The sequence below is a fragment of the Sinorhizobium meliloti genome (genome assembly GCF_017876815.1).
GTDB lineage: Bacteria > Pseudomonadota > Alphaproteobacteria > Rhizobiales > Rhizobiaceae > Sinorhizobium > Sinorhizobium meliloti.
Window position 1 is genome coordinate 991,871 of record NZ_JAGIOS010000002.1, and the last position, 22,322, is coordinate 1,014,192.

Here is a 22,322-nt window from a genome sequence, read left to right on the forward strand (position 1 = left end):
CAGATTTTGCCGGCTTCAGGATCGGGCCGTCTCGTCGCGCTGCCGGCGGAATTGCACTGTCGGGAGGCCACCCCAGCCCCAGTTATCGAGCTCGACTTCCTCGATAACCACATAGGTGGATTCGAGCGGCTTGTTCAGGACATCAAGGAGCACTTCGCTGACGCCCTTGATGATCGCGGCCTTCTCCTCTGCGGTGACCGAGTTGCGGCCGGGTGCGCTTCCCTCGCGGGTAACCTGTACGGTGACGATAGGCATGACAGTCTCCTTTGCGGCTTTGGTTCGTGTTTCGTCGCGGGGCCGATATGCCGTTTACCAGCGTCCGGCGTTCTGACCGCCGTCGACATGGAGGATCTCGCCCGTGATGAATCCCGCATGTTCGAGGTAGAGGACGGCATCCACGACGTCGCGAATTTCGCCCATCCGGCCGACCGGGTGCAGGCCGGCGAGCGTCGAATGGGTCTCAGCCGGATGCATCGGGGTCTTGATTACCCCGGGGGAAACCGCGTTGACGCGAACGCCGCTTCTGGAAAACTCCATCGCCAGCGACCGGGTCACCGCGTTCAGGCCACCCTTGGTGAGCGACGCGAGCGCTGAGGGCATGCCCACCATCGGCTGATCGACGAGGCTGGTGGTGATGCTGACAATATGACCCGAACCCTGCTTCAGCATTTCCGCCGCGGCTCGCTGGGTGATGTGGAAGAAGCCGGCGACGTTCACCCCGAGATTGTGGTCGTAATCCTCCTGGGTCATCTCGACGAACGGCTTGGCGAGGAAAACGCCGGCATTGTTCACCAGAGAGTCGATGCGGCCGAAGCGCTCGATTCCCTCGCGCACGATCCGGTCGGCGGTCTCCGGTTTGCTGATGTCGCCGGCGACGGTATGGATATCCGGGTCGGCGCTCGGCTTGATGGACCGGGAGGTCGCGACGACGCGGTAGTTCCGGTCACGATAGGCGCGAACCAGTCCGGCGCCGATGCCTTGGGAGGCGCCGGTGATGACGACGACTTTCTGTTGGTTACGCATGATGTGATCCTTTCTCGATTGCAGCGGCCGCTTCCTGCGTCCGCCCTCCGCCCTCGGCGTTGGTGCAATCGAAATTAGATCGATGCGTCTCTTGGGAGAATTGCCGCCATTTGATCGACACTCAACCGAATATCGGCACAATCAGGTAAGCGTGCCAGCCTCCGCTGCCATGCGCGCAAATTCGGAGCGCAGACGCGGCGCCGCAAAGTCGACAAATGCGCGGACCTTGGGGACCGACATGCGGCCCTGCGGTGCGATGAGATGCGCCGGCAGGGGCGGATGCTCGGCATCGGCGAGCACGATTTCGAGGCGCCCGTCTCTTACATATTCCGCGACGTGATAGGAATAAAGCCGCGTCAGGCCGCGCCCGGCAGCCGCCGACGCGGCGGCGGCGCGCACGCTGTTGACTATGCACCTCGGCGTAAACTGGATCGTTCTGGGGATGGAAGAGCCCTTCGCCGGTGTGAAGCTCCAGGCCTCCAGACCGAAATTGGTGAAGGCCAGGATTTGGTGCTTGGCGAGATCGGCCGGTTCTCCGATGCGGGGGTGATTGGCGAGGTAGCGAGGCGAGGCGACTACGACGCGCCGCACATCGCCGCCGAGCCGGGTGGAGATGAGCGATGAATCCGCCAGTTGACCGATGCGCAGCGCAATGTCGACGCCTTCGTCCACCAGGTTGACGAAGCGATCGAGGAGAAGAAGGCGGACCGAAACGGTCGGGTAGAGATCGAGGAAATCATCCAGGATGGGGCGAAGTATCTCCTCCCCCAGGATTGGTGGCGAGGAAATCGTCAACATCCCGCGAGGGGCGGAGCGTTCCCCTCCTGCGAGCATGTCCGCTTCCTCGAGATCGGTCAGTACCCGTCGGCAGGCGGCCGCATAGCGTTGGCCTGCTTCGCTCAGTTTGAGGGTGCGGGTCGTCCGATGCAGAAGCTCGACGCCCACATGCGCTTCCAGGAAGCTCAAGGCGCGGCTCACCGCCGTCGGCGAGCGCTTCAGGCGGCGGGCCGCCCCGGCGAGGCTGCCCTCGTCGATCGCCGCGACGAAAACTTTCATTGCATCGATGCGGTCCATATTCTGCCGATCTCCGGGACAGTGACTGCTGTAGAGCGAGTATTCACCCCAAAACGGCAATACGCAATGATGGCAAAGCTGTACTGGCCGGCCATCCTGCGGGAGCCTCGCCAATATACGGTCACGGCTCGAGAATAGGCTGCGTATCCGCGCGATCCTGCGTTTGGAAACGCCTCAACGAAGGAGAATGACCATGAAGATCCTGATGGTTCTGACTTCGCATGACCGGCTCGGCAACACGGGCAAGCCGACCGGCTTCTGGCTGGAGGAGTTTGCTGCGCCCTATTACGTGTTCAAGGACGCCGGGGCAGAAGTCACGCTCGCTTCGCCCAAGGGCGGCCAGCCGCCGATCGATCCCAAGAGCGACGAGCCAGCCAGCCAGACTGCAGCGATGGGGCGGTTCAAGGACGACCCCGCCGCCAGGAAAGCATTGGCAAATACTTTGAAGCTAGGTGAAGTCAAACAGGAGGACTACGACGCGGTGTTCTATCCGGGCGGACACGGTCCGATGTGGGACCTCGTCAATGACAGGAATTCCATCGCCCTTATCGAAGGCTTCTACGACGCGGGCAAGCCGGTCGCCGCCGTCTGCCATGGCCCGGCTGTCCTGACGCAGGTCACTCATCTCGGCGAGCCCATCGTCAAGGGAAGGCGCGTCACGGGCTTCACCAATTCCGAAGAGGAGGCCGTTCAACTGACCGATGTCGTGCCCTTCCTGGTCGAAGACGAACTGAAGCGCCTCGGCGGGCGCTACGAGAAGGCCGAGGATTGGGCCGACTTCACGGTTGTGGACGGCAGGCTGGTCACCGGCCAGAACCCGTCTTCGTCCACTTCCGCCGCCAGCGAACTGCTGAAGCTTCTGCAGTAGTCTTCCTCGTCGGGTGGCATGACGCTGCAGAAGGCCCGTGCGGCCTTCTGCAATTCGATACAGATCCCCTTGTTACGAGACACAATCGGGATACCTCGCTCTGGTCCCATGCTCCGCGTGTCAAGCGCGACCGCCGCCGCAAGAGGCGCAGGTCCAATGCAGAGGGACGAAAATGATCCTTTTCACAATAGCTTATCTCGCAGGTGCGCTGACAATCCTCAGCCCCTGCATCCTCCCGGTCTTGCCTTTCGTGTTTTCGCGGGCCGGCCAGCCCTTCGCCAGGAGCGTTCTTCCGATGCTCATCGGCATGGTTCTCACATTCGCGGGCGTGGCCACACTCGCCGCGCTTGGTGGTGACTGGGCGGTACAGGCGAATGTGGCCGGGCGGTATGCGGCGATCGCAGTGCTGGCCGGTTTCGGCGTGACCCTGCTTTCGACGCGGGCCGCGGCCCTGTTCACTCGTCCGGCCGTCGCACTCGGCAGCCGGCTCTCACAAAAAATGGCCGGTCAGCCGCCGAGCGTCGGAGCGTCGCTCCTTCTCGGTGTTGCAACCGGACTTCTTTGGGCGCCCTGCGCGGGCCCAATTCTGGGCCTGGTGCTGACCGGCGCCGCCCTGCACGGTGCCAATGTCGAGACCACGCTTCTGCTGGCGGCTTATGCTGCCGGTGCGGCGACTTCGCTGGCCTTGGCCGTTCTTGCCGGAGGGAGAGTGTTTGCGGCGATGAAGCGCTCACTCGGCCTTGGCGAGCGGCTCCGGCAGGGCCTCGGCATTGCCGTGCTTGCAGGCGTTGCCGCAATCGCGCTCGGGCTCGATACGGGGCAGCTTGCGCGCCTCTCCTATGCAAGCACCGCGGCCATCGAGCAGTCGCTCCTCGACGGTGTGCGGGGCGACTCCGTCGAGGACAGGGCGTCAACTGCCGTCGGCGGCGAGGGACCGGCCTACCGCAGCGACTTGCCGGTGGAAGGCATGTTCCCGCCGCTGGACGGCGCCGTCGAGTGGGTCAACTCGAAGCCTTTGAGCGTGGAACAGCTGCGCGGCAAGGTCGTTCTCGTCGATTTCTGGACCTACTCCTGCATCAACTGCATCCGTACGATCCCCTATGTCCGCGCCTGGGCCGAGAAGTATCGGGACCAGGGGCTGGTGGTGATCGGCGTGCATGCGCCTGAATTCGCCTTCGAAAAGCGCATCGCCAACGTCAGGAGCGCAGTGACGGATTTCGATATCCGCTATCCCGTTGCGATCGACAACGATTTCGCGATCTGGCGCGCCTTCGGCAACAGCTACTGGCCCGCGCACTATTTCATCGATGCAGAAGGACGGATCAGACACCATCACTTCGGCGAGGGCGATTATGCGCGGTCGGAGCGCGTCATACAGGAGCTGCTGGCGGAAGCGGCGGGGAGCCGCCGCGGCGACAATGGTTTCGTGCAGCCGGATGCGACGGGTGCCGAAGCCGCGCCCGATCTCGCCAATCTCCAGTCCGGCGAGGATTATGTCGGCTACATGCGTGCTTCGAACTTCGTGTCGCCGGAGCGTGTCGCAGCCGATGCGGCGCACGAGTATACCGCCGGCGAGCCTCGGCTCAATCAATGGAGCCTCGCCGGCAACTGGACGGTTGGTGCAGAGCAGGCGACACTCAATCGCGCCGGGGGCGCAATCACCTACAGGTTCAGCGCGCGCGATCTGCACCTTGTCCTCGGCCCTGGGGAAAACGGCAGGAGGGTGCGCTTTCAGGTGAAGGTCGACGGTGCTGCACCGGGCCCGGATCACGGTTCGGACATTGATTCCGACGGCTATGGAACGGTGGGAGAGACGCGCCTCTATCAGCTCGTACGGCAGTCGGGGGAGGTGCGGGAACGAACGTTCGAGATCCGCTTTCTCGAACCCGGCGTCGAAGCATTCGTTTTTACGTTCGGATGAAGAAGAGGAGAGTTCATGCACATTCCTGTAACCGGCTTTACCTCGTGGTACTGGCACCTGCGCCTGGGATACGGATCCACGCGAACCGTCGAGATTGCCGCCCTCTTCGCCGCCCCAGCACCTCCAGCGGCATCCGCGCGGCGTTGACGGCGACATTCCGTCCATGCTGTACTCTATGTCCTAGATTGACGGATTTACGTCATTTGAGACATTGCGGTTTCACCCTACTATCGAGGCTCAAACCAACCGATTGGAGCCTCACATGACCCAGCATTCAAAAGGCACCGCGCTCGTTACCGGCGCTTCCTCCGGCATCGGTGCGATCTATGCCGATCGCTTGGCGCGCCGGGGATATGATCTGATCCTCGTCGCCCGAAACCAGACCCGCCTCGATGAACTGGCCAGGCGTCTTACCGACGACACCGGGCGCTCCGTCGAAGTCGTGGCAGCGGACCTTCGCAAGAGGACCGACGCCGCACGCATCGAGAAGGTGCTACGCACCGATGCCAGCATCACCATGCTGGTCAACAATGCCGGCGTCGGTGCAACCGGGCCATTGCTCGCCTCGGATGTCGACAAAATGGAGGAGATGATCGCGCTCAACGTCAACGCGCTGACGCGGCTGACCTATGCCGCCGTGCCTGGCTTCGTAGCACGCGGCTCGGGTGCGATCATAAATATTGCTTCGATCGTCGGGATCGCGCCGGAAGTGCTGAACGGCGTGTACAGAGGAAGCAAAGCGTTCGTCCTCGCCTTCACGCTGTCGCTTCAAAAGGAGCTTGAAGGCAGGAACATCCGCATACAGGCCGTTCTCCCTGGCGCGACGGCCACCGACTTCTGGGGAATTGCCGGCACACCTGTCGAGCATTTGCCGAACGAGATCGTCATGCCCGCCGAGGATATGGTCGACGCCGCGCTCGTGGGCTTCGATCTCGGTGAACCGATCACCATTCCATCGCTTCCCGACGCTGCCGATTGGGAGGCCTATGAAGCGGCGCGCCAGAAGCTCGTCCCGAACCTCTCTCTCAGTGTTCCCGCCGCGCGGTATCGGGCTGCGGCTGCATAGCGCTGCCCATACTGTGGCGGGTCGAGAAGTCCGTGTAGCGGTTTATCTCCTGCGCGAATATCGTGCGCAGGAGAATTCCAGCAAGGAAGTCGCCCATGCATAGAATCGGCTTTGTCGTTTTCCCGCGATTCCAGCTCATGGGTTTTGCGGCAGTAACCGCCTTCGAGATGGCGAACCTCGCCCTTGGCGAGACGGTCTACGAGATAGAACTGCTTTCCGAAGCCGGCGGCGAGGTCAAGTCGTCCGCCGGCTTCGGTGTCCTTACGAAGACTTTCGATCATACCGCTTACGACACTGTGATGTTCGGCGCCGGCGTGCAGATCGAGCCGATGACACCAGGTCTGGTGGAGTTCGCGCGTCGTTCCTTCGAGACCGCAAGGCGGGTGGCGGCGCCGTGCACCGGCGCCTTCGTCCTTGCCGAATCCGGACTACTGGACGGACGTCGGGCGACGACGCATTGGGCCTTTGCGCGCCAGCTGCAGGATCGCTTCCCGGCCGTTAAAGTCGAGGAAGACCGGATCTTCATCGTCGACGGAAGCGTGTGGACATCGGCCGGAATGACGGCGAGCATCGATCTCGCACTCGCGATGATCGAGAAGGACTACGGCCAGGGCGTCGCTCGCTCGGTCGCCCGCAAGCTGGTCGTCTATCACCGGCGTGCCGGCGGCCAATCGCAGTTCTCGGCATTGCTCGAGTTGGAACCGAAGTCCGACCGTATCCAAAGGTCGATCGATTACGCCAAGGCGAACCTCCGGCGGGGGTTGTCGGTGGAGGAACTGGCCGATGCGGCGGGCCTGAGCGCCCGCCAATTCAGCCGTGCCTTCCGCGCCGAAACAGGGCAGTCGCCTGCCAAGGCGGTGGAGACTCTCCGAGTCGAGGCGGCTCGGCTGATGATGGAGCAGGGCCGGCACTCGATGGACGTGATTGCGGAGGAAACCGGTTTCGCCATTGCCGATCGCATGCGCCGGGCCTTTCTCCGCACGCTCGGGCAGCCGCCTCAGACGATCCGCCGGAACGCCCGCGAGAGCGCGTCGGTGCCGTGAGGTCTGGCGCGAGTGAATTGTAGCCTACTGTATCGGCGCCCGTGAACTGTACACGGGCTTTCAATTGCAGTCGGGCGGGCTCACAATCGAGATACATGACCATCGCATTCCGCAGCTGTGGTTCACACAGGAGAAGTTCGATGACAGGGGAATTCAATCTGCGGCGGCGGCGGTTCATGGGAGTGGCGGCATTGACCGTCGCTGCGGCGCATTTCGGCGTCGGACGCGCCGCCCTCGCAAAATCAACGAGTGACGCTCGCATTCCGGCGACAACGCCGGGGACAAATACATCTTTCGCTGCGATAAAGCAGATTGACGCGGGGGTCCTCAACATAGGGTATGCGGAGGCGGGCGCGAGCGATGCGCCTGTGGTCATCCTGCTGCATGGCTGGCCCTATGACATCCACACCTATGTCGATGTGGCGCCCCTGCTCGCGAAGGCGGGCTACCGGGTCGTCGTTCCTTATCTGCGCGGCTACGGCACGACGCGTTTTCTCTCCCCCGATACACCGCGCAACGGCCAGCAGGCGGCGATCGCCGCCGATATCGTCGCCCTGATGGATGCGCTCGGCATCGAGAAGGCCGTCATCGCCGGCTGCGATTGGGGCGCGCGAACCGCCAATATCATCGCCGCACTCTGGCCGGAGCGCTGCAAGGCGTTGGTTTCGGTGAGCGGCTATCTGATCGGCAGCCGTGAAACCAATAAAAAGCCTTTGCCGCCGAAGGCGGAGCTTGCCTGGTGGTACCAGTTCTACTTCGCCACGGAACGCGGGCGCGCGGGCTATGAACAGTACCGGAAGGACTTCGCCAAACTCATCTGGCAGCTCGCATCGCCGAAATGGAATTTTGACGACGCCACCTTCGATCGAAGCGCTGCGGCCTTGGACAACCCGGATCATGTCGATATCACCGTCAACAATTACCGCTGGCGGATCAGCCTTGCCGACGGCGAGAGCAAATATGACGGGCTGGAAAACAGGCTTGCCGAACTGCCGGTGATCGGTGTTCCGACGATCACATTGGAGGGCGATGCCAACGGCGCTCCGCATCCGGAGCCAGCGGCCTATGCGAAGAAGTTCTCCGGCAAGTACGAGCACCGGCTGATCTCGGGCGGCATCGGTCACAACCTGCCGCAGGAAGCCCCACAAGCCTTTGCCCAGGCGGTCGTCGACGTCGATCGCCTCTGATCGCCTTCGCCTGCGGAGCAATGTCTTCGTATCGAACTGTATCCGCAGGCGGTCCGTGAGGCTTGGCTTACAATTTCAGCCCCTTGCGAAACATCCCGTACACGTGCGGGGCGGCATATGTCTCTCGACAGTCGGACGAGGCATGAAGCTTCCGTCCCGCATCGTCAACGGAGAAGGCACATGGCGCCTTGCGCCTCCCAAACAAGAGGAGAATGACATGACCACCGCAATCAACAGCGAAAGAGCCCGGCCGGTCGATATGAAGCTCGAAGTTATCGTCGTGCCCGTGTCGGATGTCGACCGCGCAAAGGAATTCTACGCGAGCCTCGGCTGGAGGCTCGACGCCGACTTTGCCGGTGCCGACGGCTACCGCGTGATACAATTTACCCCGCCCGGATCCGGTGCCTCGGTCATCTTCGGAAGGCATGTGACCGATGCGGAGCCCGGTTCTGCGCAGGGACTGTACCTCATCGTCTCCGACATCGAGGCCGCCCGCGAGGAGTTGCGCGGTCGCGGCGTCGACATCAGCGAGGTATTCCATGCGGGCGACGTGAATGCCGGCAGCGACGAGCCCTATCTGTTCGGGACGCATCGTGCCGGCGGCCGTGATCCCGAGCGCCGCAGCTATCGTTCCTACGCATCGTTCCGCGATCCGGACGGCAATGGCTGGCTGTTCCAGGAGGTCACCGCGCGATTGCCCGGGCGCGTCGACCCGGACGGAACGGCGTTCAGTTCGGCTGCCGATCTCGCAGCCGCGTTCCGCCGCGCCGAAGCGGCCCACGGCGAGTACGAGAAGCAGCTCGGACACAGGGACGAGGACTGGTCCATCTGGTACGCCGATTACATTGTCCGGGAGCAGACCGGCGAGGCGCAGCCAGCCTGAGACACTGCAGGCTGAAACGATGGTGCATAGCGGGGCGGCCGAGACCGCCCCGTTCGTTTTGCTAAGCCGCCGGTCTTGCGGATCCGGCCGGGGTCGATAGTTCCTCAGGCAGTACTCCGAGCACTTCCAGGTAAAGTGTGTAACGGGTTTCCGTCCGCAGGTGCGTCGTTTCAAAGGGCTAGAGAGTTCCACTGTTTCATTGAAACAGTGGAACTCTCTAGGGAGAGCTCCGCCGCAAGGCCGCCACCGTCGCGGTTGCGCAAGGTCAGGGAGCCGCCGATGACCGTCGCGAGCTGCTGGGCGATTGCGAGGCCGAGCCCGGTCCCGCCCGTATCCCGGCTGCGTGATTGCTCCAGGCGGAAGAAGGGCTGCAGAACCGCTTCGAGCTGGTCTTCCGGAATGCCGGGACCGCGATCGAGGACCTTTATGGTCACGGTGCCCTCGGGGCGGCGCTGAACCTCGATCTCGGCGCTGCCGCCGAATTTCAGCGCATTGTCGATCAGGTTGGTGAGAATCCGTCTCAAGGCGTGCGGCCGGGTCACGATTGCGCCGTCACCCAATTCGGCGACCGTGACGGCCTTGCCGGTGTCCTGATAATCATACGCCAAACTCTCGATGAACGAGGCGAGATCTATGCGAGAAGCCTTTTCGTCCTTGCCGTGGGCGCTGCGCGCATAGGCAACGCCCTCCTTGACGAGACGTTCGACCTCGTCGAGGTCCGTGATCAGCTTGTCTCTTTCGATGGACGCTTCGGCCATTTCCGCGCGGAGTTTCATCCGGGTGATCGGTGTTTGCAGGTCATGCGAGATCGCGGCCAGTATCTGCACGCGCTCCTCCAGATACTGCGCGATGCGATCCCGCATCGCGTTGAATGCCGTCGCCGCATAGGCGACTTCCCTCGGTCCGGTCTCGCTGAGGCGCGGCGTCCTGCTGTTCGGATCGAGCGTGTCGGCGGCCTTCGCCAGATCGGCGAGCGGGCGGGTGGCCTGGCGCACGGCAAACCAGCTGCACAGGACCAGAAGGGAAAGCTGAGCGACGAGGACGTAAGGCAGCCAGTCGGCAACCGGCATGACGCCCCTTGGCGTGATGTCTATCGTCAGCGGCTCGCCATCACTCAAGCGAAGGTGGGCCTGAAGACGGCGGACGCCGCCGGGAATGGATTCGACCTCGATCGGGTATTTCGCGCCGATTGCAGCCCGGACCTTGTCGGCGACCTCGACGTCGGCCTCATTGAGCACGCGACTGCCCGGAAGGCCCCGCCCCAGGACGAAGCGGTAGGACCCGCGCTCGAGCCGGCCCAGCCAGGCGGCGCGTTCGGTCGCGGGGAGCCGGTCGAGAATGGCGATCGACGTCGCGACGTCGGTTTCGAGCGTATTGAACATCACCGATCTGGCGGCGATGTAGCGTTCCGAAAACAGCGCCGCAAACGACATGGCGTGGGCGATCGTCAGGCCGGCGAGAAGGATAACGAAAAGCCGCGCCCTGAGTGTGCGCGGCCATAGGTGAATACCATGGAGAATCGACCGCGCCGCCATCAGCGGGGCTCCATGATCTCGACCGGCACCGAGAAAACATAGCCTTCGCTGCGGACGGTCTTGATATAGGTCGGTTCCCGAGCATCGTCGCCGAGGCGCTGGCGTACCCGGCTGACCAGGAGATCGATCGATCGGTCGAAGAGCTCGGCCTCGCGCCCCTGTGTGAGGTTGAGGAGCTGATCGCGGTTGAGGACGCGCTGCGGGTGGTCGACGAAGACGCGCAGCAGCCGGTATTCGGCGCCGCTGAGTGCAATCGCAGTACCATCCGCATCGATGAGATGCCTTGCCGTCGTGTCCAGCTTCCATTGGCCGAAACGCAACAGCTGACCTGCCTCCGAGACCTGCAGGTTCGCTGGCAGCATCCGCGCGCGCCGCAGGACCGCCTTGATGCGGGCGAGCAGTTCGCGCGCCGAGAAGGGTTTGGCGATATAGTCGTCGGCGCCCATTTCCAGCCCGATGATGCGGTCCATCTCGTCCGAGCGGGCGGTCAGCATGACGATGGGCGTCGCCTTGTGTCTGCCGACGCGCAGCTCGCGGCTCAAGACGAGGCCGTCGTCGCCCGGCATCATCAGATCGAGGATGATCAGATCGACTGTATTTGCCTCGAGGAAGGTCCGCATCTGCCGCCCGTCGGCAACGGCGGTCACCCGCAGACCGTTCTTCTTCAGGTAAGCGGACACAAGCTCGCGGATTTCCCGATCGTCATCGACGATCAGGATGTGATCGATGTGCTCCATGGCAAGACACCCCTTTGACCGCCATTTCTTATCAGAACGAGAATGCCGTGACAGCAGTATTCATCGGCTCGTGCCTGTGGCAATGCAGCGGTCAACGCAAGGACCGGAAAGCGGCACGCAGCTCGGCGCTGAAGAGATCCGGCTCTTCCCAGGCGGCGAAATGTCCGCCTCTGTCCACGCGGTTATAGTAGATGAGATTGCGGTACGCCCGCGCCGCCCAGCTCTTCGGCGGCCTGTAGACCTCGCCGGGGAAAACCGTCACTGCCGCCGGGATCACGATCTCGGCCAGCTTGTTGCCGACTGCATTGTTCTCCCAGTAGATCCGCCCGCTCGAGGTCGCCGTGTTCGTCAGCCAATAAAGCGTGATGTTGTCCAGAATCTCGTCGCGGCTCAATACGCGTTCCGGTTCGCCGCGGGTGAACACCCAGTCCGCGAGCTTGTCATAGAACCATGCAGCCAACCCGGCGGGCGAGTCGGCAAGACCATAGCCGACTGTTTGCGGACGCGTTCCCATGATCGCCGCATATCCGAAGCCCGTCTTGAGAAAGGCTCTGGCCTCGTCGAACACCGCCCGTTCCTCCGCGGTCAAATTCGCAGGTGCAGGATCTCCGCTTCTCAGCGCTTTGGCAATTTCCGGCGGAATGGTAGTTGAGCGCTCGACCCTGTTCACATGGATGCCGAGCAGGCCCGATGGAGCCTGGCGGCCCATCGCGTCAGAAATGATGGCACCCCAGTCTCCGCCCTGCGATACGTAGCGCGTATAGCCGAGACGCTTCATCAGGACGTCCCAGGCGCGCGCGACCCGCTCCGGGTTCCAGCCGGTGCCTTTCGGCTTTTCGGAAAAGCCGAAGCCGGGGAGGGACGGAAGCACGAGATGGAAGGCGTCGCCCGCGGTCCCTCCATGTGCCGTCGGATCGGTCAGCGGGCCGACGACCTTCAGCAACTCGAAGATCGAACCCGGCCAGCCGTGGGTCATGATGAGAGGCAATGCGTTCGCATGAGGCGAGCGGACGTGGATGAAGTGAATGTCCAGACCGTCGATATCTGTCAGGAACTGCGGCAAGGCATTGAGTTTTGCTTCGGCCTTACGCCAATCATAGGCCGTCTCCCAGTAGTCCAGCAGTGCCTGAAGCTTCGCAAGCTGCACGCCCTGGGACCGGTCTTCGACCGTTTCCGGGTCGGGCCAGCGTGTCGCGGCCAGCCGGCGGCGCAGACCGGCGAGTTCTGCCGCCGGAACGTCCACTCGAAACGGGCGGATGTCGCCATCCTTGAATGGCACCGCGGTGCCCGCTTGGGCGACTGCCGCCGAAGGGCGAAACGTCGCGAGGGCCGCCACCGTGGCTCCGTTCAGGAGCAGAGACCGGCGGGAGAGCACGGAGCCGCCGTTTGTTGTCGCGCCGCTTTCTCGGAGGTTCTCAGCATCCATGACGGACGCTCACTTGACCGGAACGACGAGCGGGGAGCCTTTTTCGACGATATATGTCGCGAGCTCCGATGCCTTGCCGTTGCCGACGTTTTTCGCGAGATGAGCCGCCCCGGCCGGAATGAACAAGGCGTCGCCGGCATGAAGCGTGACCGGCGCTCTCCCCTCGAGCTGATATTCCAGCGAGCCTTCGAGCACATAGGCCACCTCTTCGCCCGGATGGGAGTGCTTGATGGAGACTGCACCGGGATCGAAGTCGACGCGCACCTGGACTGTTTCTCGGCCCGGCTGGCCGAGATCGTGTTGCAACAGGTCGGTGCGGTGAAGTCCCGCTTGTTGAGCCTTAGCCGCTTGCAACGCCAACCCACTTCCAACGACCAGCAGCGCGGCCGCCAAGATCCGAGACGTTTTCATAGAGGTCATCCTTTCCCGCATTGGCCGAGGCCCGTCCTCGATGCCAGTGCGGCTATTTGAATGACTGCGTGTATTGACGATGTGTCGGCCGGGCGGGACTTTTGTAACGGCATGTGTCAGCGGCGAAGGCGCCAGCCGAGCAATTGCGGAGGAACGGCCTTCGCGCAGCGACGCCGACGATGGTCGCGCTATTCGCCGGCCCCGCCCGCATCAAATCCGATCGAGGCTGCGCCACGGCGCCTGGCGGTCCAGGATGGTCGATCCGGGGCACCAGATCGACGAGCGGTTCCATGGGCTCGCTTGCTGGCGCCACAGCGGACCGAACCACAGAAGCACGAGCGCCGTTCCCAGCGGGAGGGCCGGGATAGCGATGAACAATGCCGTTTGCATAAGCTTTGTCGGTCACGCGAGTGACCGCTCCTATCGGCCGTCGTGCGGCCTCTCGATTCTTACAACCGGATGGCCCCAAGAAAGTTCCTTGCAGTAGGTCGCGATCAAGGAAAGGCTGCAGTCGCTCAGCGGCGACATCCCCCATATTAAGGCCCGAGACCTCGCATCTGCGGCAATGGGAAATACCATTGGCGAGGACGCCGAGCTGCAGAGCGGAGACCGGGTGCCGCAATTCGTTAAATGAGGGTTGGTGGGCGAGCCGGTATTTCTCGTGCTGTGCGGAACGATTCACTCAGGCCGCAGGTTAGGTGGCCTTCGGAGGTATCCCCGATGAGAACCCTCAACGCCACCCTCGCCGCGATAGTGTTGTGCCTCGCGCCTTTCTTGGCCGTGTCCGCTCGGGGCGAGCCCTTGCAGCCCCAGGAATTCGCGCGGAGAATGTCGATGTCGAACCTCTTCGAGATGGAGGCGGCAAAACTCGCGCGGCAACGCGGCAAAGGGCGCGAGGTACTGGAATTCGCCGAGCGGATGCTTGCGGATCACGCGCGAGCCGGCAAGGAACTGACAGAAGCCGCACGAAAGGATGGCGTGGAATTTTCCCAGTCGCTCGACAAGGCCGGCGAGGAGAAGCTTGCCGCGCTGCGGGCGCTCAGCGGTGCCGCCTTCGACCCGGCCTACCTGTCCTCCCAGGTTACTGCGCATGAAGATGCTCTGGAGCTTCTCAAGAATTACGCGGAGCAAGGGGAGGCCGGCGCGCTGAAAGCCTTTGCCGAGTCCACTTATCCGACGGTCAGAACCCATTTGCTCCAGGTTCAGTCCATGACATCCCAGTGAGCGTTCCCGAGGGGTTCGAGGTGGGCCTGCCAGGTGGGCCTGCCATCGACCCGAACACCCGTCAGTTATGTCCCCGGGCTAAACACTCGTCACAGGGATCCAGCCAGACCAAGTCCTTGGCTGAAAGAACTCTTCCCGCGCCGCAGACGCGGCGCTGCTGGATCTCTGTGACAAGCACAGAGATGAGGAGGAGAGATTGCAGTCATCCGACACGTTCCTGGGCCGTGCAGGCGGTACACACTTTTCCTGCAAGAGCCATTTTCCCCGGATGCCTGCCTCTCAGGCGATGTTGCGGTCGGTGTTGCCGGCATTCCAGCCGGGTGATCCTCCCGATGGGCGGATGCGAAGGTTGTTCTGGACATGCTTCACGCCGGAGACGGCTTCGGCGCAGTCCTCGGCGCGGCGTTTGGCCCATTTGGAATCGACCAAACCGCTCAGCTGGACTTCGCCATTGGTGACCGAGACCGCGATATCGGAGGCGTCGAGCATTCCTTCGTCGCTGAGGCGATCGCTCACGTCTTCCTGGATGCGGGCGTCCGAACGGGTGTAGCCCTTGGGACCTTTGCCGCGATGCTGATCCAGCTCGCGTCTGCGCTCGGCGTCCTCGTCGCCCAACCAGGACGCGACTTCGTCGCTGGCGCGTTCGAGAAAGCCGCGCTCCCCGTAGCCCCTGCCGCGATCGGGATACCCCTCGCCATAGTCATCGTCGCGGTAATAGCCTCCACCGCCGAAGTAACCTGGGCCGTATGCGCGTTCCCGTTCCCAGCTGTCATCGTGCCCGCGATATGTGCCGGAACGGCCCGGCTCGGCGCCGGCAAAATACTCCGGGCTCCCGTAATCCGTAAGCCGCGGACCGGCAGTCAGGGCGCGGCGCCTCTCGTCCTCGTAGGATCTGCCGCGCCGGCGCCGGTCCGACTCGGGATAGCTCTCGTAGACGTCGCGGCTCCAGCTCCTGTTCCTGGCCATGATCTCCTCCTTGGCTTGGTTCGTCGACGTCGGTCAAACCCGCGAGCGGTCACTCGGTTCCGGCGCAATGAGAGCTCCGGCGCAGGCCGGGGCATGTCGCGGAAGCAGGACCGTCCGGAACCTTCGGCGGCCGACACGGTTGGCTGCATTTGAGGAGATACGACGATGTTGACAAACTATTTCTGGCTTTTTGTCACCGGCGGTGGCGCCTTCATACTCGGCGCTGCGGTCGCCTATGCCATCTTGAAGCAGAGGCCGCTCTCGCGTGCCGAAAAGCAGGCGCAGAAGCAGAAGGTCGAGGAACTTTACGAGCAGTCGCCGGAGAACCGGCCCCGCTGATCGCCGGGCGGCGAGACGACTGCCACGGGAGGCTTCCTGAACGAGCGAAGCACGCGAGGAAAGGGCCTGCGGCGCTTTGCAGGGAACAAGGTTCTAAATGGCTCGTTTGATTGCGTAGACGATAACGATCCCCGTTATGCATGGGAGGAGCCGACAATGACCAATGACACAAGCGGCCGAGGGTCCGGCGATCCCTTGGGCAGGCCTTTGACGGCCGCGCAAGGCATCGAGCGCGTAAGCGGCGTGCAAGCTGGTGACACGGGCGGACAGGGCGAGGCGGGTGACCGCAGCCTTGAGAACGCCGTGCGTGAAGACGTGAACGAGTTCAAAGAGTTCGCCAGTGAACACACGGAGCAGGCAAAGGCGGCGGTCGGCCGCGCCGTGGAGGATGAGAAGAACGTCGCTGCACGGCAGTTGAGCGGTGTTGCTGCGGCACTCGAGAAGGTCGGAAACGAGCTAGAACAATCGGATCAACGGGCCATCGGCCGCTATGCAAAGCAGATCGGCACGTCGCTCCAGGGCTTCGCGCGCAAGGCCGAGGGCCGCAATCTTGGTGAGATCGCCGGAATGGTCGAAGATTTCGGCAGAAAGCAGCCACTCGCCTTCCTCGGCATGGCGGCAATCGCAGGACTGGCCGCAAGTCGGTTCCTCACCGCTTCGCCTCCACGCCGGGACGGACGGGATGCTTCGGGACGGACCCGTCAATCAAGCGAGAAGGAACCCTATAATGGCTAATCATCGGGATGAGCGCCCCCTGACGGAACTGATGACCGGTCTGGTGGCGGATATATCCGGTCTTTTCCGGAAGGAAATCGACCTCGCGAAAGCCGAGGCCTCCGAGAATCTGAATCGAGCGGTCGGCAGCCTCGAGACGCTGCTCGTCGGGCTGATCTTTGCCATAGGCGCCGTAGGCGTGCTGCTCAGTGCCGTCGTCCAGGGTCTTGGCGCCTTCCTCGTGGCTCAGGGCATGACCGAAGCGAATGCCGATGCGTTGTCAGCGGCCATCGTCGGCGTGGTCGTCGCCTTGCTTGCCTGGGCGATGATTTCGCGCGGCCTCTCGGCGCTCAAGGGCAGCAGCATCCAATTCGATCGGACGGCCGCCTCCCTGCAGCGCGATGCGAACGTGGTGAAGGAGAGACTGCAATGAACGATTCCGCACACACGCACTCCGCCGCCGAACTGCAGCGCGAGATCGAGGCCGACCGCCAGCGAATTGAGGAAAAGCTCCACGAAATTCAGGAGCGCATGTCGCCGGGAGAACTGATGGACGAACTGCTCGAATATGCAAAAACGAGCGGCGGGTCCGAATATCTGAGCAATCTCGGCGTGGCGCTCAAGTCAAACCCGATCCCGGTTGCCCTGATGGGGGTGAGCCTCGCCTGGCTGATCGCCAACCCGGCCTCGCGCGCGCCGCGACAGGGGGAGGGGAATGACGGCGCGGATGACTATCCGCTTGCACCCGTAAGGGGCTCCGTCCGGCGAGTGGGTCCGGTGGAGGCGAGCTTCGGCGAGCGCTACAGTCACTTCACGGATGAAAGCGGCAGCCGCTTCCGCGCCCTTACGGACGAAGCCGGCCGGCGGGCCGGCCACTTCGTCGACCCCGCCGGAAAGGTCTATCGCGGCTTTACCGACGCGGCAGGCAAGCAGATCGAAGATATCAGGGACGAGACCGGCGCCCTGTTCGACGAGGCGTCCGGCTGGGCGTCCCGGACGTGGAGGCAGGTGAGCGCCGCGGCGGGACGGATGTCCGACTCGGTAACGGGAGCCGGCAGATCTCTCGCCGGCAGCATGCAGAATGCCGGCCGGTCGCTCGAAGAGCAGGGCGCGCATCTCAACGCGGCCATCTTGAGGCACTTCCGCGACCAGCCGCTTGTCGGCGGAGCGCTCGCCTTTGCCGTCGGTGCAGCGATAGGGGCGGCGCTGCCCCATAGCGAGGCCGAGGACGAGGCGATAGGCGAAATGGCCGAAGATGTGCGGTCCAATCTGGCGGCCAGGGCGAATGCCGGAGTGGCGCAAGCCATGGAGGCTGGGCAGGAAATCCTCGACAAGGCCGGCGATGCGGCGCTGGAAGCGCATGACGCAGCCAAGGATCGCCTGCAGCAGTCGGTCCGGGAGTAGCCCTCCCTCGCGGCCATTTCCATACGGAAATGAGTAGTTTGAAATGGCGGAGCGTTTCAGTCAAACACTGAAACGCTCCGTTGCTGCATCTTTCCTGATCAGAGCTCCCCCACCCGCGAATCTGCGCTCTTGTGGCAGCCGGCGCTTACGCCCGTCAATGCCGCAAATCGTTTTGCAAATCGTTTTGAAAAACGATTTGCAAAACGATTTATCCTCGATTATTCAATAGGCATGACAACGATTGCCAAAGTCGCCAAACGAGCGGGCGTATCTCTGACCACGGTCTCGCACGTGTTGAATCATGCAGACCGCGTTTCGGCGGAAATGCGTAGAAGGGTGGAAGTGGCGATAGCGGAGCTCGGTTACGTACCGAACCCCCAGGCACAAAGCCTGCGCACGGGGCGGACCAACCTCGTGGCGATGCTGATCCCGGATATCCGCAACCCCTTCTATCCGGAACTCGTAAAAGCGGCCCAGTCGGATCTCCAGGCGATGGGGCTGGATCTACTGATCTTCAATACCGACGTTCCCGGCGGTCACTCGCAGGAACATAGCCGGCAATATCTGAGGCACATACGAAACCGCCGGATCGACGGATTGATCGTCGGCGATTTTGCCCTGCATGACATGCACGACGCATTGATCGGCATAGACGTCCCCACCGTCTTCATCGGCGACCTGCCGAATGCAGCCGTCGACAGCGTCAAGATCGACGATTTCGGCGGCGGTTATCAGATGGGCGCCTACCTTGCGAAGAGAGGCCACAAGCGCATAGCCCATGTCACGGGCCCGTCTTTCTTTGCCGAGGCCATGGCAAGAGCGGCGGGTTTCGAACAGGGCCTGCGCGATCACGGCGTGGAGCCACTCGCCGAACTGCGGCGCGAAGGCACCTATCTTAGTCCGTCCGGCCGGGAAGCCGTGGAATGGCTGCTGGCGACCAGTGGCGATCACCTACCTTCAGTCGTCTTTTTCGGCAATTTTCTCATGGCGGCGGGGGCGATTGCCGAATTCCATGACCGCGGCGTCCGTATTCCCGACGACGTTTCGATTGCCGTTTTCGGCGACCAGCCCCAGCTCGAATATGTGCGGCCGCGGATCGCGCGTGTCGGCAACACCCCTTCGCTGCTCGCGCACCGAGCAACCGCCATGCTGCTCGAACGGTTGTCGGGCGAGTATTCAGGGTCGCCCCGCTCGGAGGTGATCCCCTGCATCCTTCACGCCTTCGATACGGCGTAGGGCGAAGCCGCCCTCCGGAGAGGAGCCGGGGGGTGTTTACCAGCAAAACGGGAGGAATTAATGAGTGACAGAGAGAAGGTTTTTCCGACACTGACCCGACGCGGCCTGCTGAAGGGCGGTGCGGCGGTCGCCGGCGGTATCGTCGGCCTCGGCGGATTTCCCTACATCAACCGCTTCGCCGTACGCGCCCAGGAAGCACCGCTGAAATTCTGGCAGTTCTACGCACCCGGCGGGCCGGTGGCGAGCCAGGTCGCATGGTTCGAGAAGACGGTCGCCGACTGGAACGACAGCCACCCGCAGAAGATCGAACTCGAGTTCATTCCGAACTCCGAATATATCAGTGGTCCGAAACTGGCGACTGCCTTCGCCTCCGGCGAGGGACCTGACATATTCATCATCTCGCCGGGCGACTTCCTGCGCTACTATAATGGCGGCGTCCTCAAGGATCTGACCCCCTTCATCGATGATAAGGCCAAGGCGGACTTTCCCGAAAGCGTCATCGCAAACCGCATGGTGGACGGCAAGATCTTCGGCATCCCGATGGAAGTCGAGCCGATGGCGATGTACTATTCGGTCAAGGCTTTCGAGGAGGCCGGCCTCAACGAGAACGATGTTCCCAAGACATGGGAGGCGCTGCTTGAGGTCGCAAAGAAGCTCACGACTCCCGAGCGCTTCGGAGTGATGTTCGAGACCCAGCCGGGATATTACCAGAACTTCACGTGGTATCCGTTCCTTTGGCAGGGCGGCGGCGAATTCCAGACGGCCGACGGCAAGAGCAGCTTCGATTCGCCGGCAACGGTGCAAGCGCTCAAATTCTGGCAGGATGCGATCAACAGTGGGGTGGCGCCCCGCCAGATCATGGGTGCGGGCGGGCACGATACCATTGCCAACCTCGCATCCGGCTATGTCGCAATGCAGAATGTCGGCATCTGGGGCATTTCACAGCTTCAGAGCAACGCCAAGGATTTCCAGTATGGCGTCTTCCGGCTGCCCACGCCGCCGAACGGCAAATATGTGACCGTCGGCGGCGGATGGGCATTCGTCGCCAATGCAAATGGCCACAACTCCGACGCGGCGGGCGAGTTCTGCGCCTGGGCCCTCGCCTCCATGGATCAGGGCTCTGTCAACCGGGTCGCCAACTGGTGCACCAAGGGCAAATCAGACATGCCGCCGCGCAACAGCGCGCTGAAGAGTGGCGGCGGGGCCTTCTCGACGGGTATGATCGGCAAATTCGCCGAGGAGATTCATCCCGGGACGCGGGCCGAGCCGCGCGTTCCGCCGGAGGTGTACAAGATCATCTCCGATGCGATCCAGCAGACGCAGCTAGGCGGCGCCGATCCGCAAGCGACGGCGACGGCCGCCTCTCAGCAGCTCGACGCGTTTCTCGCGAGCTATCAAGGCGCGCCGATCCTTTGACGGCCACACCGGCGGCCGCACCGGATGCGGCCGCCTCAGTAAGCTGGACATGATGCCATGACAACGATTGCCCAATCGGCCGCGCGGCGCAGGCACGCCGGCCGAACCCGCCTTTCCGCCAAACATCGCGAATGGATCGCGGGCTATCTCTTCGTGCTGCCGGATGCGCTGGGGCTGTTCATTTTTCTCGGCGTCCCGATGGCGCTATCCCTGGTGCTCAGCGTCTTCGAGGTCAACGGTTTCGGCGGTTACTCCTTCGTCGGCGCCAGGAATTACCTGCGCATGTGGAACGACCCGCTGTTCTGGAAGGGAGCGAGGGTCCCGCGCTCTACGCCGCCATGCTGGTCCCGCTGCTCTACGTATGCGGGCTGGGTCTTGCCCTTCTCGTGCAGCGTACCGATCGCTTCAACGCGATCATGCGCTCGATGTTCTTTGCGCCGCACATGGTCAGCCTCGTCGTCGTCGCGCTCGTCTGGCAATTCATGGTCGTCGACAAGATCGGCGTTGTCAGCAGGCTGACCGCCGCTCTCGACATCGGCGGCATCTCCCTCCTCGGCGATCCCAACTTCGCGCTGATCACCATCGTCCTAGTCAGCGTCTGGTTCCTGATGGGATTCTACATGCTGATCTTCCTGGGCGGTCTGCAGGACATTCCCCGTCAATATTACGAGGCGGCGATGATCGACGGGGCGGGTGCCATCGCCCGCTTCTGGTTCATCACGCTGCCGCTTCTCAAGCCCACGAGCTTTTTCGTGATCATGGTGTCCATGGTCGCGGCCGTCGCAGGCGCGCAGGCCTTCGACATCATCTACGTCATGACCAAGGGCGGGCCTGCGAACGCCACGTCGGTGCTGATCGTCTATATCTATCAGCAGGCTTTCGGTTTCGGCGCCTTCGGCTATGCGGCAGCCATGGCCTCCATCCTGGTCGTGGCGCTCATGATCGTGACGGCTGTTTTCTTTGCTCTGACGCGGGGAGGACGGTTCCATCATGAGCAGTAAGCGTCCCCAGCCATTTTTCTCCCGATCGCAGGTCACGCTGGTCCGTGGCCTCTGGATGGTGGTGACGGCGATCCTCGCCTTCATGACGCTCTTTCCGCTCCTCTGGATGGTATCGATCGCCTTCAAGCCGGCCGCCGAGTCGTTCTCTTCGAACCTTATCCCGCAGGCACCGACGCTCGACAACTTCATCTATGTACTGACCGGCGTTCCGTTCATCCGATACATGGTCAACAGCTTCCTCGTGTCCGCCACGGTCACGGTCGTGGCGCTGTTCTTCCACACCATGGCCGGTTATGCGCTGGCGCGGCTGAGATTTCCCGGCCGAGAGGTGATGTTTCTCTCAATCTTCTCGACGTTCCTGGTCTCGCTGCCGGTGATCATCGTGCCGCTCTTCGTCATCGTCAAAGCCATGGGCATGCTCAACTCCTACGCAGGATTGATCATCCCGGCGATCTTCAATGCCTTCGGCATCTTCCTTCTCAGGCAGTATTACCTGTCGCTGCCCAAGGAGATCGAGGAAGCCGCCCGCATCGACGGCGCGGGTTACTGGCGGATCTACTGGAGCGTCATCCTCCCGCTCAGCCGCCCAATCATGTCGGCACTGGCGATCCTGTTTTTCCTGGCCAACTGGAACTCCTTCCTGTGGCCGCTCACCATCACCTCGGACCCCGATCTCTGGGTCGTCCAACTCGGGATTGCGAATTTCAAGAGCCAGTATTCGGCGTCCTGGAACTACATGATGGCCGCTTCCACGATCGTCGCCATTCCGACCCTCATCCTCTTCGTGATCTTCCAGAGGCAGATCATGGATTCCCTCAAGACCAGCGGGCTCAAGTGAGCTGCGAGCG

24 protein-coding genes are annotated in these 22,322 nt (G+C 62.7%); 15 read left to right on the forward strand and 9 right to left on the reverse strand.

Annotated elements, in window-relative coordinates:
- Positions 1-15: 15 nt before the first annotated feature.
- From JOH52_RS23560 to JOH52_RS23570, 3 genes are all read right to left on the reverse strand, one after another.
- On the reverse strand, positions 16-255 hold the full coding sequence (locus JOH52_RS23560) for a tautomerase family protein (protein WP_014527574.1): 240 nt from the start codon (positions 253-255) through the stop codon (positions 16-18).
- A gap of 54 nt (positions 256-309) precedes the next feature.
- Positions 310-1,023: an SDR family NAD(P)-dependent oxidoreductase gene (locus JOH52_RS23565; protein ID WP_010975106.1), complete on the reverse strand. Its 714-nt coding sequence runs from the start codon at positions 1,021-1,023 to the stop codon at positions 310-312.
- Between the two features lie 141 nt (positions 1,024-1,164).
- Positions 1,165-2,097 carry a LysR family transcriptional regulator gene (locus JOH52_RS23570; RefSeq protein ID WP_014527573.1) on the reverse strand — a complete coding sequence of 311 codons (933 nt, stop codon included), beginning with the start codon at positions 2,095-2,097 and terminating at the stop codon, positions 1,165-1,167.
- Positions 2,098-2,290: 193 nt separating this feature from the next.
- On the opposite strand from JOH52_RS23570, the gene JOH52_RS23575 reads away from it, so the two are divergent.
- From JOH52_RS23575 to JOH52_RS23600, 6 genes are all read left to right on the forward strand, one after another.
- On the forward strand, positions 2,291-2,965 hold the full coding sequence (locus JOH52_RS23575; RefSeq protein WP_014527572.1) for a type 1 glutamine amidotransferase domain-containing protein: 675 nt from the start codon (positions 2,291-2,293) through the stop codon (positions 2,963-2,965).
- A 172-nt stretch (positions 2,966-3,137) separates the two neighbouring features.
- Positions 3,138-4,886, forward strand: a complete 1,749-nt coding sequence (locus JOH52_RS23580) for a cytochrome c biogenesis protein DipZ (RefSeq protein ID WP_014527571.1) — start codon at positions 3,138-3,140, stop codon at positions 4,884-4,886.
- A gap of 262 nt (positions 4,887-5,148) precedes the next feature.
- Positions 5,149-5,952, forward strand: coding sequence for an SDR family NAD(P)-dependent oxidoreductase (locus tag JOH52_RS23585; RefSeq protein WP_141333339.1), 804 nt, complete (start codon positions 5,149-5,151; stop codon positions 5,950-5,952).
- Between the two features lie 95 nt (positions 5,953-6,047).
- Positions 6,048-6,995, forward strand: a complete 948-nt coding sequence (locus tag JOH52_RS23590) for a GlxA family transcriptional regulator (RefSeq protein ID WP_003528692.1) — start codon at positions 6,048-6,050, stop codon at positions 6,993-6,995.
- 140 nt (positions 6,996-7,135) lie between these two features.
- Positions 7,136-8,182, forward strand: coding sequence for an alpha/beta fold hydrolase (locus tag JOH52_RS23595; protein WP_013850114.1), 1,047 nt, complete (start codon positions 7,136-7,138; stop codon positions 8,180-8,182).
- A gap of 142 nt (positions 8,183-8,324) precedes the next feature.
- Complete coding sequence (locus JOH52_RS23600) at positions 8,325-9,065, forward strand: VOC family protein (RefSeq protein ID WP_017265862.1); 741 nt, start codon at positions 8,325-8,327, stop codon at positions 9,063-9,065.
- Positions 9,066-9,235: 170 nt separating this feature from the next.
- On the opposite strand, the gene JOH52_RS23605 is transcribed toward JOH52_RS23600, so the two are convergent.
- The 5 genes from JOH52_RS23605 to JOH52_RS23625 form a co-directional block, all read right to left on the reverse strand.
- Positions 9,236-10,600, reverse strand: coding sequence for an ATP-binding protein (locus tag JOH52_RS23605; protein WP_013850113.1), 1,365 nt, complete (start codon positions 10,598-10,600; stop codon positions 9,236-9,238).
- Positions 10,600-11,337, reverse strand: coding sequence for a response regulator (locus JOH52_RS23610; protein WP_013850112.1), 738 nt, complete (start codon positions 11,335-11,337; stop codon positions 10,600-10,602). The genes JOH52_RS23605 and JOH52_RS23610 overlap by 1 nt, the downstream gene beginning before the upstream one ends.
- 91 nt (positions 11,338-11,428) lie before the next feature.
- The gene (locus JOH52_RS23615; protein WP_013850111.1) at positions 11,429-12,763 is read right to left on the reverse strand and encodes an epoxide hydrolase family protein; all 1,335 of its coding nucleotides are present in this window, start codon (positions 12,761-12,763) and stop codon (positions 11,429-11,431) included.
- Positions 12,764-12,772: 9 nt separating this feature from the next.
- Complete coding sequence (locus JOH52_RS23620) at positions 12,773-13,174, reverse strand: cupin domain-containing protein (protein ID WP_003528667.1); 402 nt, start codon at positions 13,172-13,174, stop codon at positions 12,773-12,775.
- Positions 13,175-13,384: 210 nt separating this feature from the next.
- The gene (locus JOH52_RS23625; RefSeq protein ID WP_014530801.1) at positions 13,385-13,564 is read right to left on the reverse strand and encodes a hypothetical protein; all 180 of its coding nucleotides are present in this window, start codon (positions 13,562-13,564) and stop codon (positions 13,385-13,387) included.
- 330 nt (positions 13,565-13,894) lie between these two features.
- Between JOH52_RS23625 and JOH52_RS23630 the strand changes: the two genes are divergently transcribed.
- Positions 13,895-14,398, forward strand: coding sequence for a DUF4142 domain-containing protein (locus tag JOH52_RS23630; protein WP_010975118.1), 504 nt, complete (start codon positions 13,895-13,897; stop codon positions 14,396-14,398).
- A 279-nt stretch (positions 14,399-14,677) separates the two neighbouring features.
- Here the strand turns inward: JOH52_RS23630 and JOH52_RS23635 are convergent, their stop codons facing one another.
- Positions 14,678-15,364: a BON domain-containing protein gene (locus JOH52_RS23635; protein ID WP_010975119.1), complete on the reverse strand. Its 687-nt coding sequence runs from the start codon at positions 15,362-15,364 to the stop codon at positions 14,678-14,680.
- 165 nt (positions 15,365-15,529) lie between these two features.
- Between JOH52_RS23635 and JOH52_RS23640 the strand changes: the two genes are divergently transcribed.
- The 8 genes from JOH52_RS23640 (at position 15,530) to JOH52_RS23675 (ending at position 22,312) form a co-directional block, all read left to right on the forward strand.
- Positions 15,530-15,703, forward strand: coding sequence for a hypothetical protein (locus tag JOH52_RS23640; protein WP_010975120.1), 174 nt, complete (start codon positions 15,530-15,532; stop codon positions 15,701-15,703).
- Positions 15,704-15,859: 156 nt separating this feature from the next.
- Positions 15,860-16,438: a hypothetical protein gene (locus tag JOH52_RS23645; RefSeq protein ID WP_013850108.1), complete on the forward strand. Its 579-nt coding sequence runs from the start codon at positions 15,860-15,862 to the stop codon at positions 16,436-16,438.
- On the forward strand, positions 16,431-16,850 hold the full coding sequence (locus JOH52_RS23650; RefSeq protein ID WP_003528659.1) for a phage holin family protein: 420 nt from the start codon (positions 16,431-16,433) through the stop codon (positions 16,848-16,850). The genes JOH52_RS23645 and JOH52_RS23650 overlap by 8 nt, the downstream gene beginning before the upstream one ends.
- Positions 16,847-17,821, forward strand: a complete 975-nt coding sequence (locus tag JOH52_RS23655) for a DUF3618 domain-containing protein (RefSeq protein ID WP_010975122.1) — start codon at positions 16,847-16,849, stop codon at positions 17,819-17,821. The genes JOH52_RS23650 and JOH52_RS23655 overlap by 4 nt, the downstream gene beginning before the upstream one ends.
- A gap of 231 nt (positions 17,822-18,052) precedes the next feature.
- Positions 18,053-19,057 carry a LacI family DNA-binding transcriptional regulator gene (locus tag JOH52_RS23660; protein WP_010975123.1) on the forward strand — a complete coding sequence of 335 codons (1,005 nt, stop codon included), beginning with the start codon at positions 18,053-18,055 and terminating at the stop codon, positions 19,055-19,057.
- 60 nt (positions 19,058-19,117) lie between these two features.
- Complete coding sequence (locus tag JOH52_RS23665) at positions 19,118-20,473, forward strand: ABC transporter substrate-binding protein (protein WP_014527567.1); 1,356 nt, start codon at positions 19,118-19,120, stop codon at positions 20,471-20,473.
- Between the two features lie 284 nt (positions 20,474-20,757).
- The gene (locus tag JOH52_RS35230) at positions 20,758-21,474 is read left to right on the forward strand and encodes a carbohydrate ABC transporter permease (RefSeq protein ID WP_237225234.1); all 717 of its coding nucleotides are present in this window, start codon (positions 20,758-20,760) and stop codon (positions 21,472-21,474) included.
- Entirely contained in the window at positions 21,464-22,312 is an 849-nt protein-coding gene (locus JOH52_RS23675) for a carbohydrate ABC transporter permease (protein ID WP_013850105.1), read from the forward strand. The genes JOH52_RS35230 and JOH52_RS23675 overlap by 11 nt, the downstream gene beginning before the upstream one ends.
- Positions 22,313-22,322: the final 10 nt, after the last annotated feature.

Excerpts from the sequence above, each read along its gene's own strand:
- JOH52_RS23675 (WP_013850105.1), top strand. The coding sequence starts at position 21,464 with ATGAGCAGTAAGCGTCCCCAGCCATTTTTCTCCCGATCGCAGGTCACG.
- JOH52_RS23580 (WP_014527571.1), top strand. The coding sequence starts at position 3,138 with ATGATCCTTTTCACAATAGCTTATCTCGCAGGTGCGCTGACAATCCTC.
- JOH52_RS23620 (WP_003528667.1), bottom strand. The coding sequence starts at position 13,174 with ATGAAAACGTCTCGGATCTTGGCGGCCGCGCTGCTGGTCGTTGGAAGT.
- JOH52_RS23635 (WP_010975119.1), bottom strand. The coding sequence starts at position 15,364 with ATGGCCAGGAACAGGAGCTGGAGCCGCGACGTCTACGAGAGCTATCCC.
- JOH52_RS23590 (WP_003528692.1), top strand. The coding sequence starts at position 6,048 with ATGCATAGAATCGGCTTTGTCGTTTTCCCGCGATTCCAGCTCATGGGT.
- JOH52_RS23600 (WP_017265862.1), top strand. The coding sequence starts at position 8,325 with ATGAAGCTTCCGTCCCGCATCGTCAACGGAGAAGGCACATGGCGCCTT.
- JOH52_RS23615 (WP_013850111.1), bottom strand. The coding sequence starts at position 12,763 with ATGGATGCTGAGAACCTCCGAGAAAGCGGCGCGACAACAAACGGCGGC.
- JOH52_RS23625 (WP_014530801.1), bottom strand. The coding sequence starts at position 13,564 with ATGCAAACGGCATTGTTCATCGCTATCCCGGCCCTCCCGCTGGGAACG.
- JOH52_RS23665 (WP_014527567.1), top strand. The coding sequence starts at position 19,118 with ATGAGTGACAGAGAGAAGGTTTTTCCGACACTGACCCGACGCGGCCTG.
- JOH52_RS23605 (WP_013850113.1), bottom strand. The coding sequence starts at position 10,600 with ATGGCGGCGCGGTCGATTCTCCATGGTATTCACCTATGGCCGCGCACA.
- JOH52_RS23595 (WP_013850114.1), top strand. The coding sequence starts at position 7,136 with ATGACAGGGGAATTCAATCTGCGGCGGCGGCGGTTCATGGGAGTGGCG.
- JOH52_RS23610 (WP_013850112.1), bottom strand. The coding sequence starts at position 11,337 with ATGGAGCACATCGATCACATCCTGATCGTCGATGACGATCGGGAAATC.
- JOH52_RS23655 (WP_010975122.1), top strand. The coding sequence starts at position 16,847 with ATGAACGATTCCGCACACACGCACTCCGCCGCCGAACTGCAGCGCGAG.
- JOH52_RS23660 (WP_010975123.1), top strand. The coding sequence starts at position 18,053 with ATGACAACGATTGCCAAAGTCGCCAAACGAGCGGGCGTATCTCTGACC.
- JOH52_RS23630 (WP_010975118.1), top strand. The coding sequence starts at position 13,895 with ATGAGAACCCTCAACGCCACCCTCGCCGCGATAGTGTTGTGCCTCGCG.
- JOH52_RS23650 (WP_003528659.1), top strand. The coding sequence starts at position 16,431 with ATGGCTAATCATCGGGATGAGCGCCCCCTGACGGAACTGATGACCGGT.
- JOH52_RS23585 (WP_141333339.1), top strand. The coding sequence starts at position 5,149 with ATGACCCAGCATTCAAAAGGCACCGCGCTCGTTACCGGCGCTTCCTCC.
- JOH52_RS23575 (WP_014527572.1), top strand. The coding sequence starts at position 2,291 with ATGAAGATCCTGATGGTTCTGACTTCGCATGACCGGCTCGGCAACACG.
- JOH52_RS23560 (WP_014527574.1), bottom strand. The coding sequence starts at position 255 with ATGCCTATCGTCACCGTACAGGTTACCCGCGAGGGAAGCGCACCCGGC.
- JOH52_RS23640 (WP_010975120.1), top strand. The coding sequence starts at position 15,530 with ATGTTGACAAACTATTTCTGGCTTTTTGTCACCGGCGGTGGCGCCTTC.
- JOH52_RS23565 (WP_010975106.1), bottom strand. The coding sequence starts at position 1,023 with ATGCGTAACCAACAGAAAGTCGTCGTCATCACCGGCGCCTCCCAAGGC.
- JOH52_RS23570 (WP_014527573.1), bottom strand. The coding sequence starts at position 2,097 with ATGGACCGCATCGATGCAATGAAAGTTTTCGTCGCGGCGATCGACGAG.
- JOH52_RS23645 (WP_013850108.1), top strand. The coding sequence starts at position 15,860 with ATGACCAATGACACAAGCGGCCGAGGGTCCGGCGATCCCTTGGGCAGG.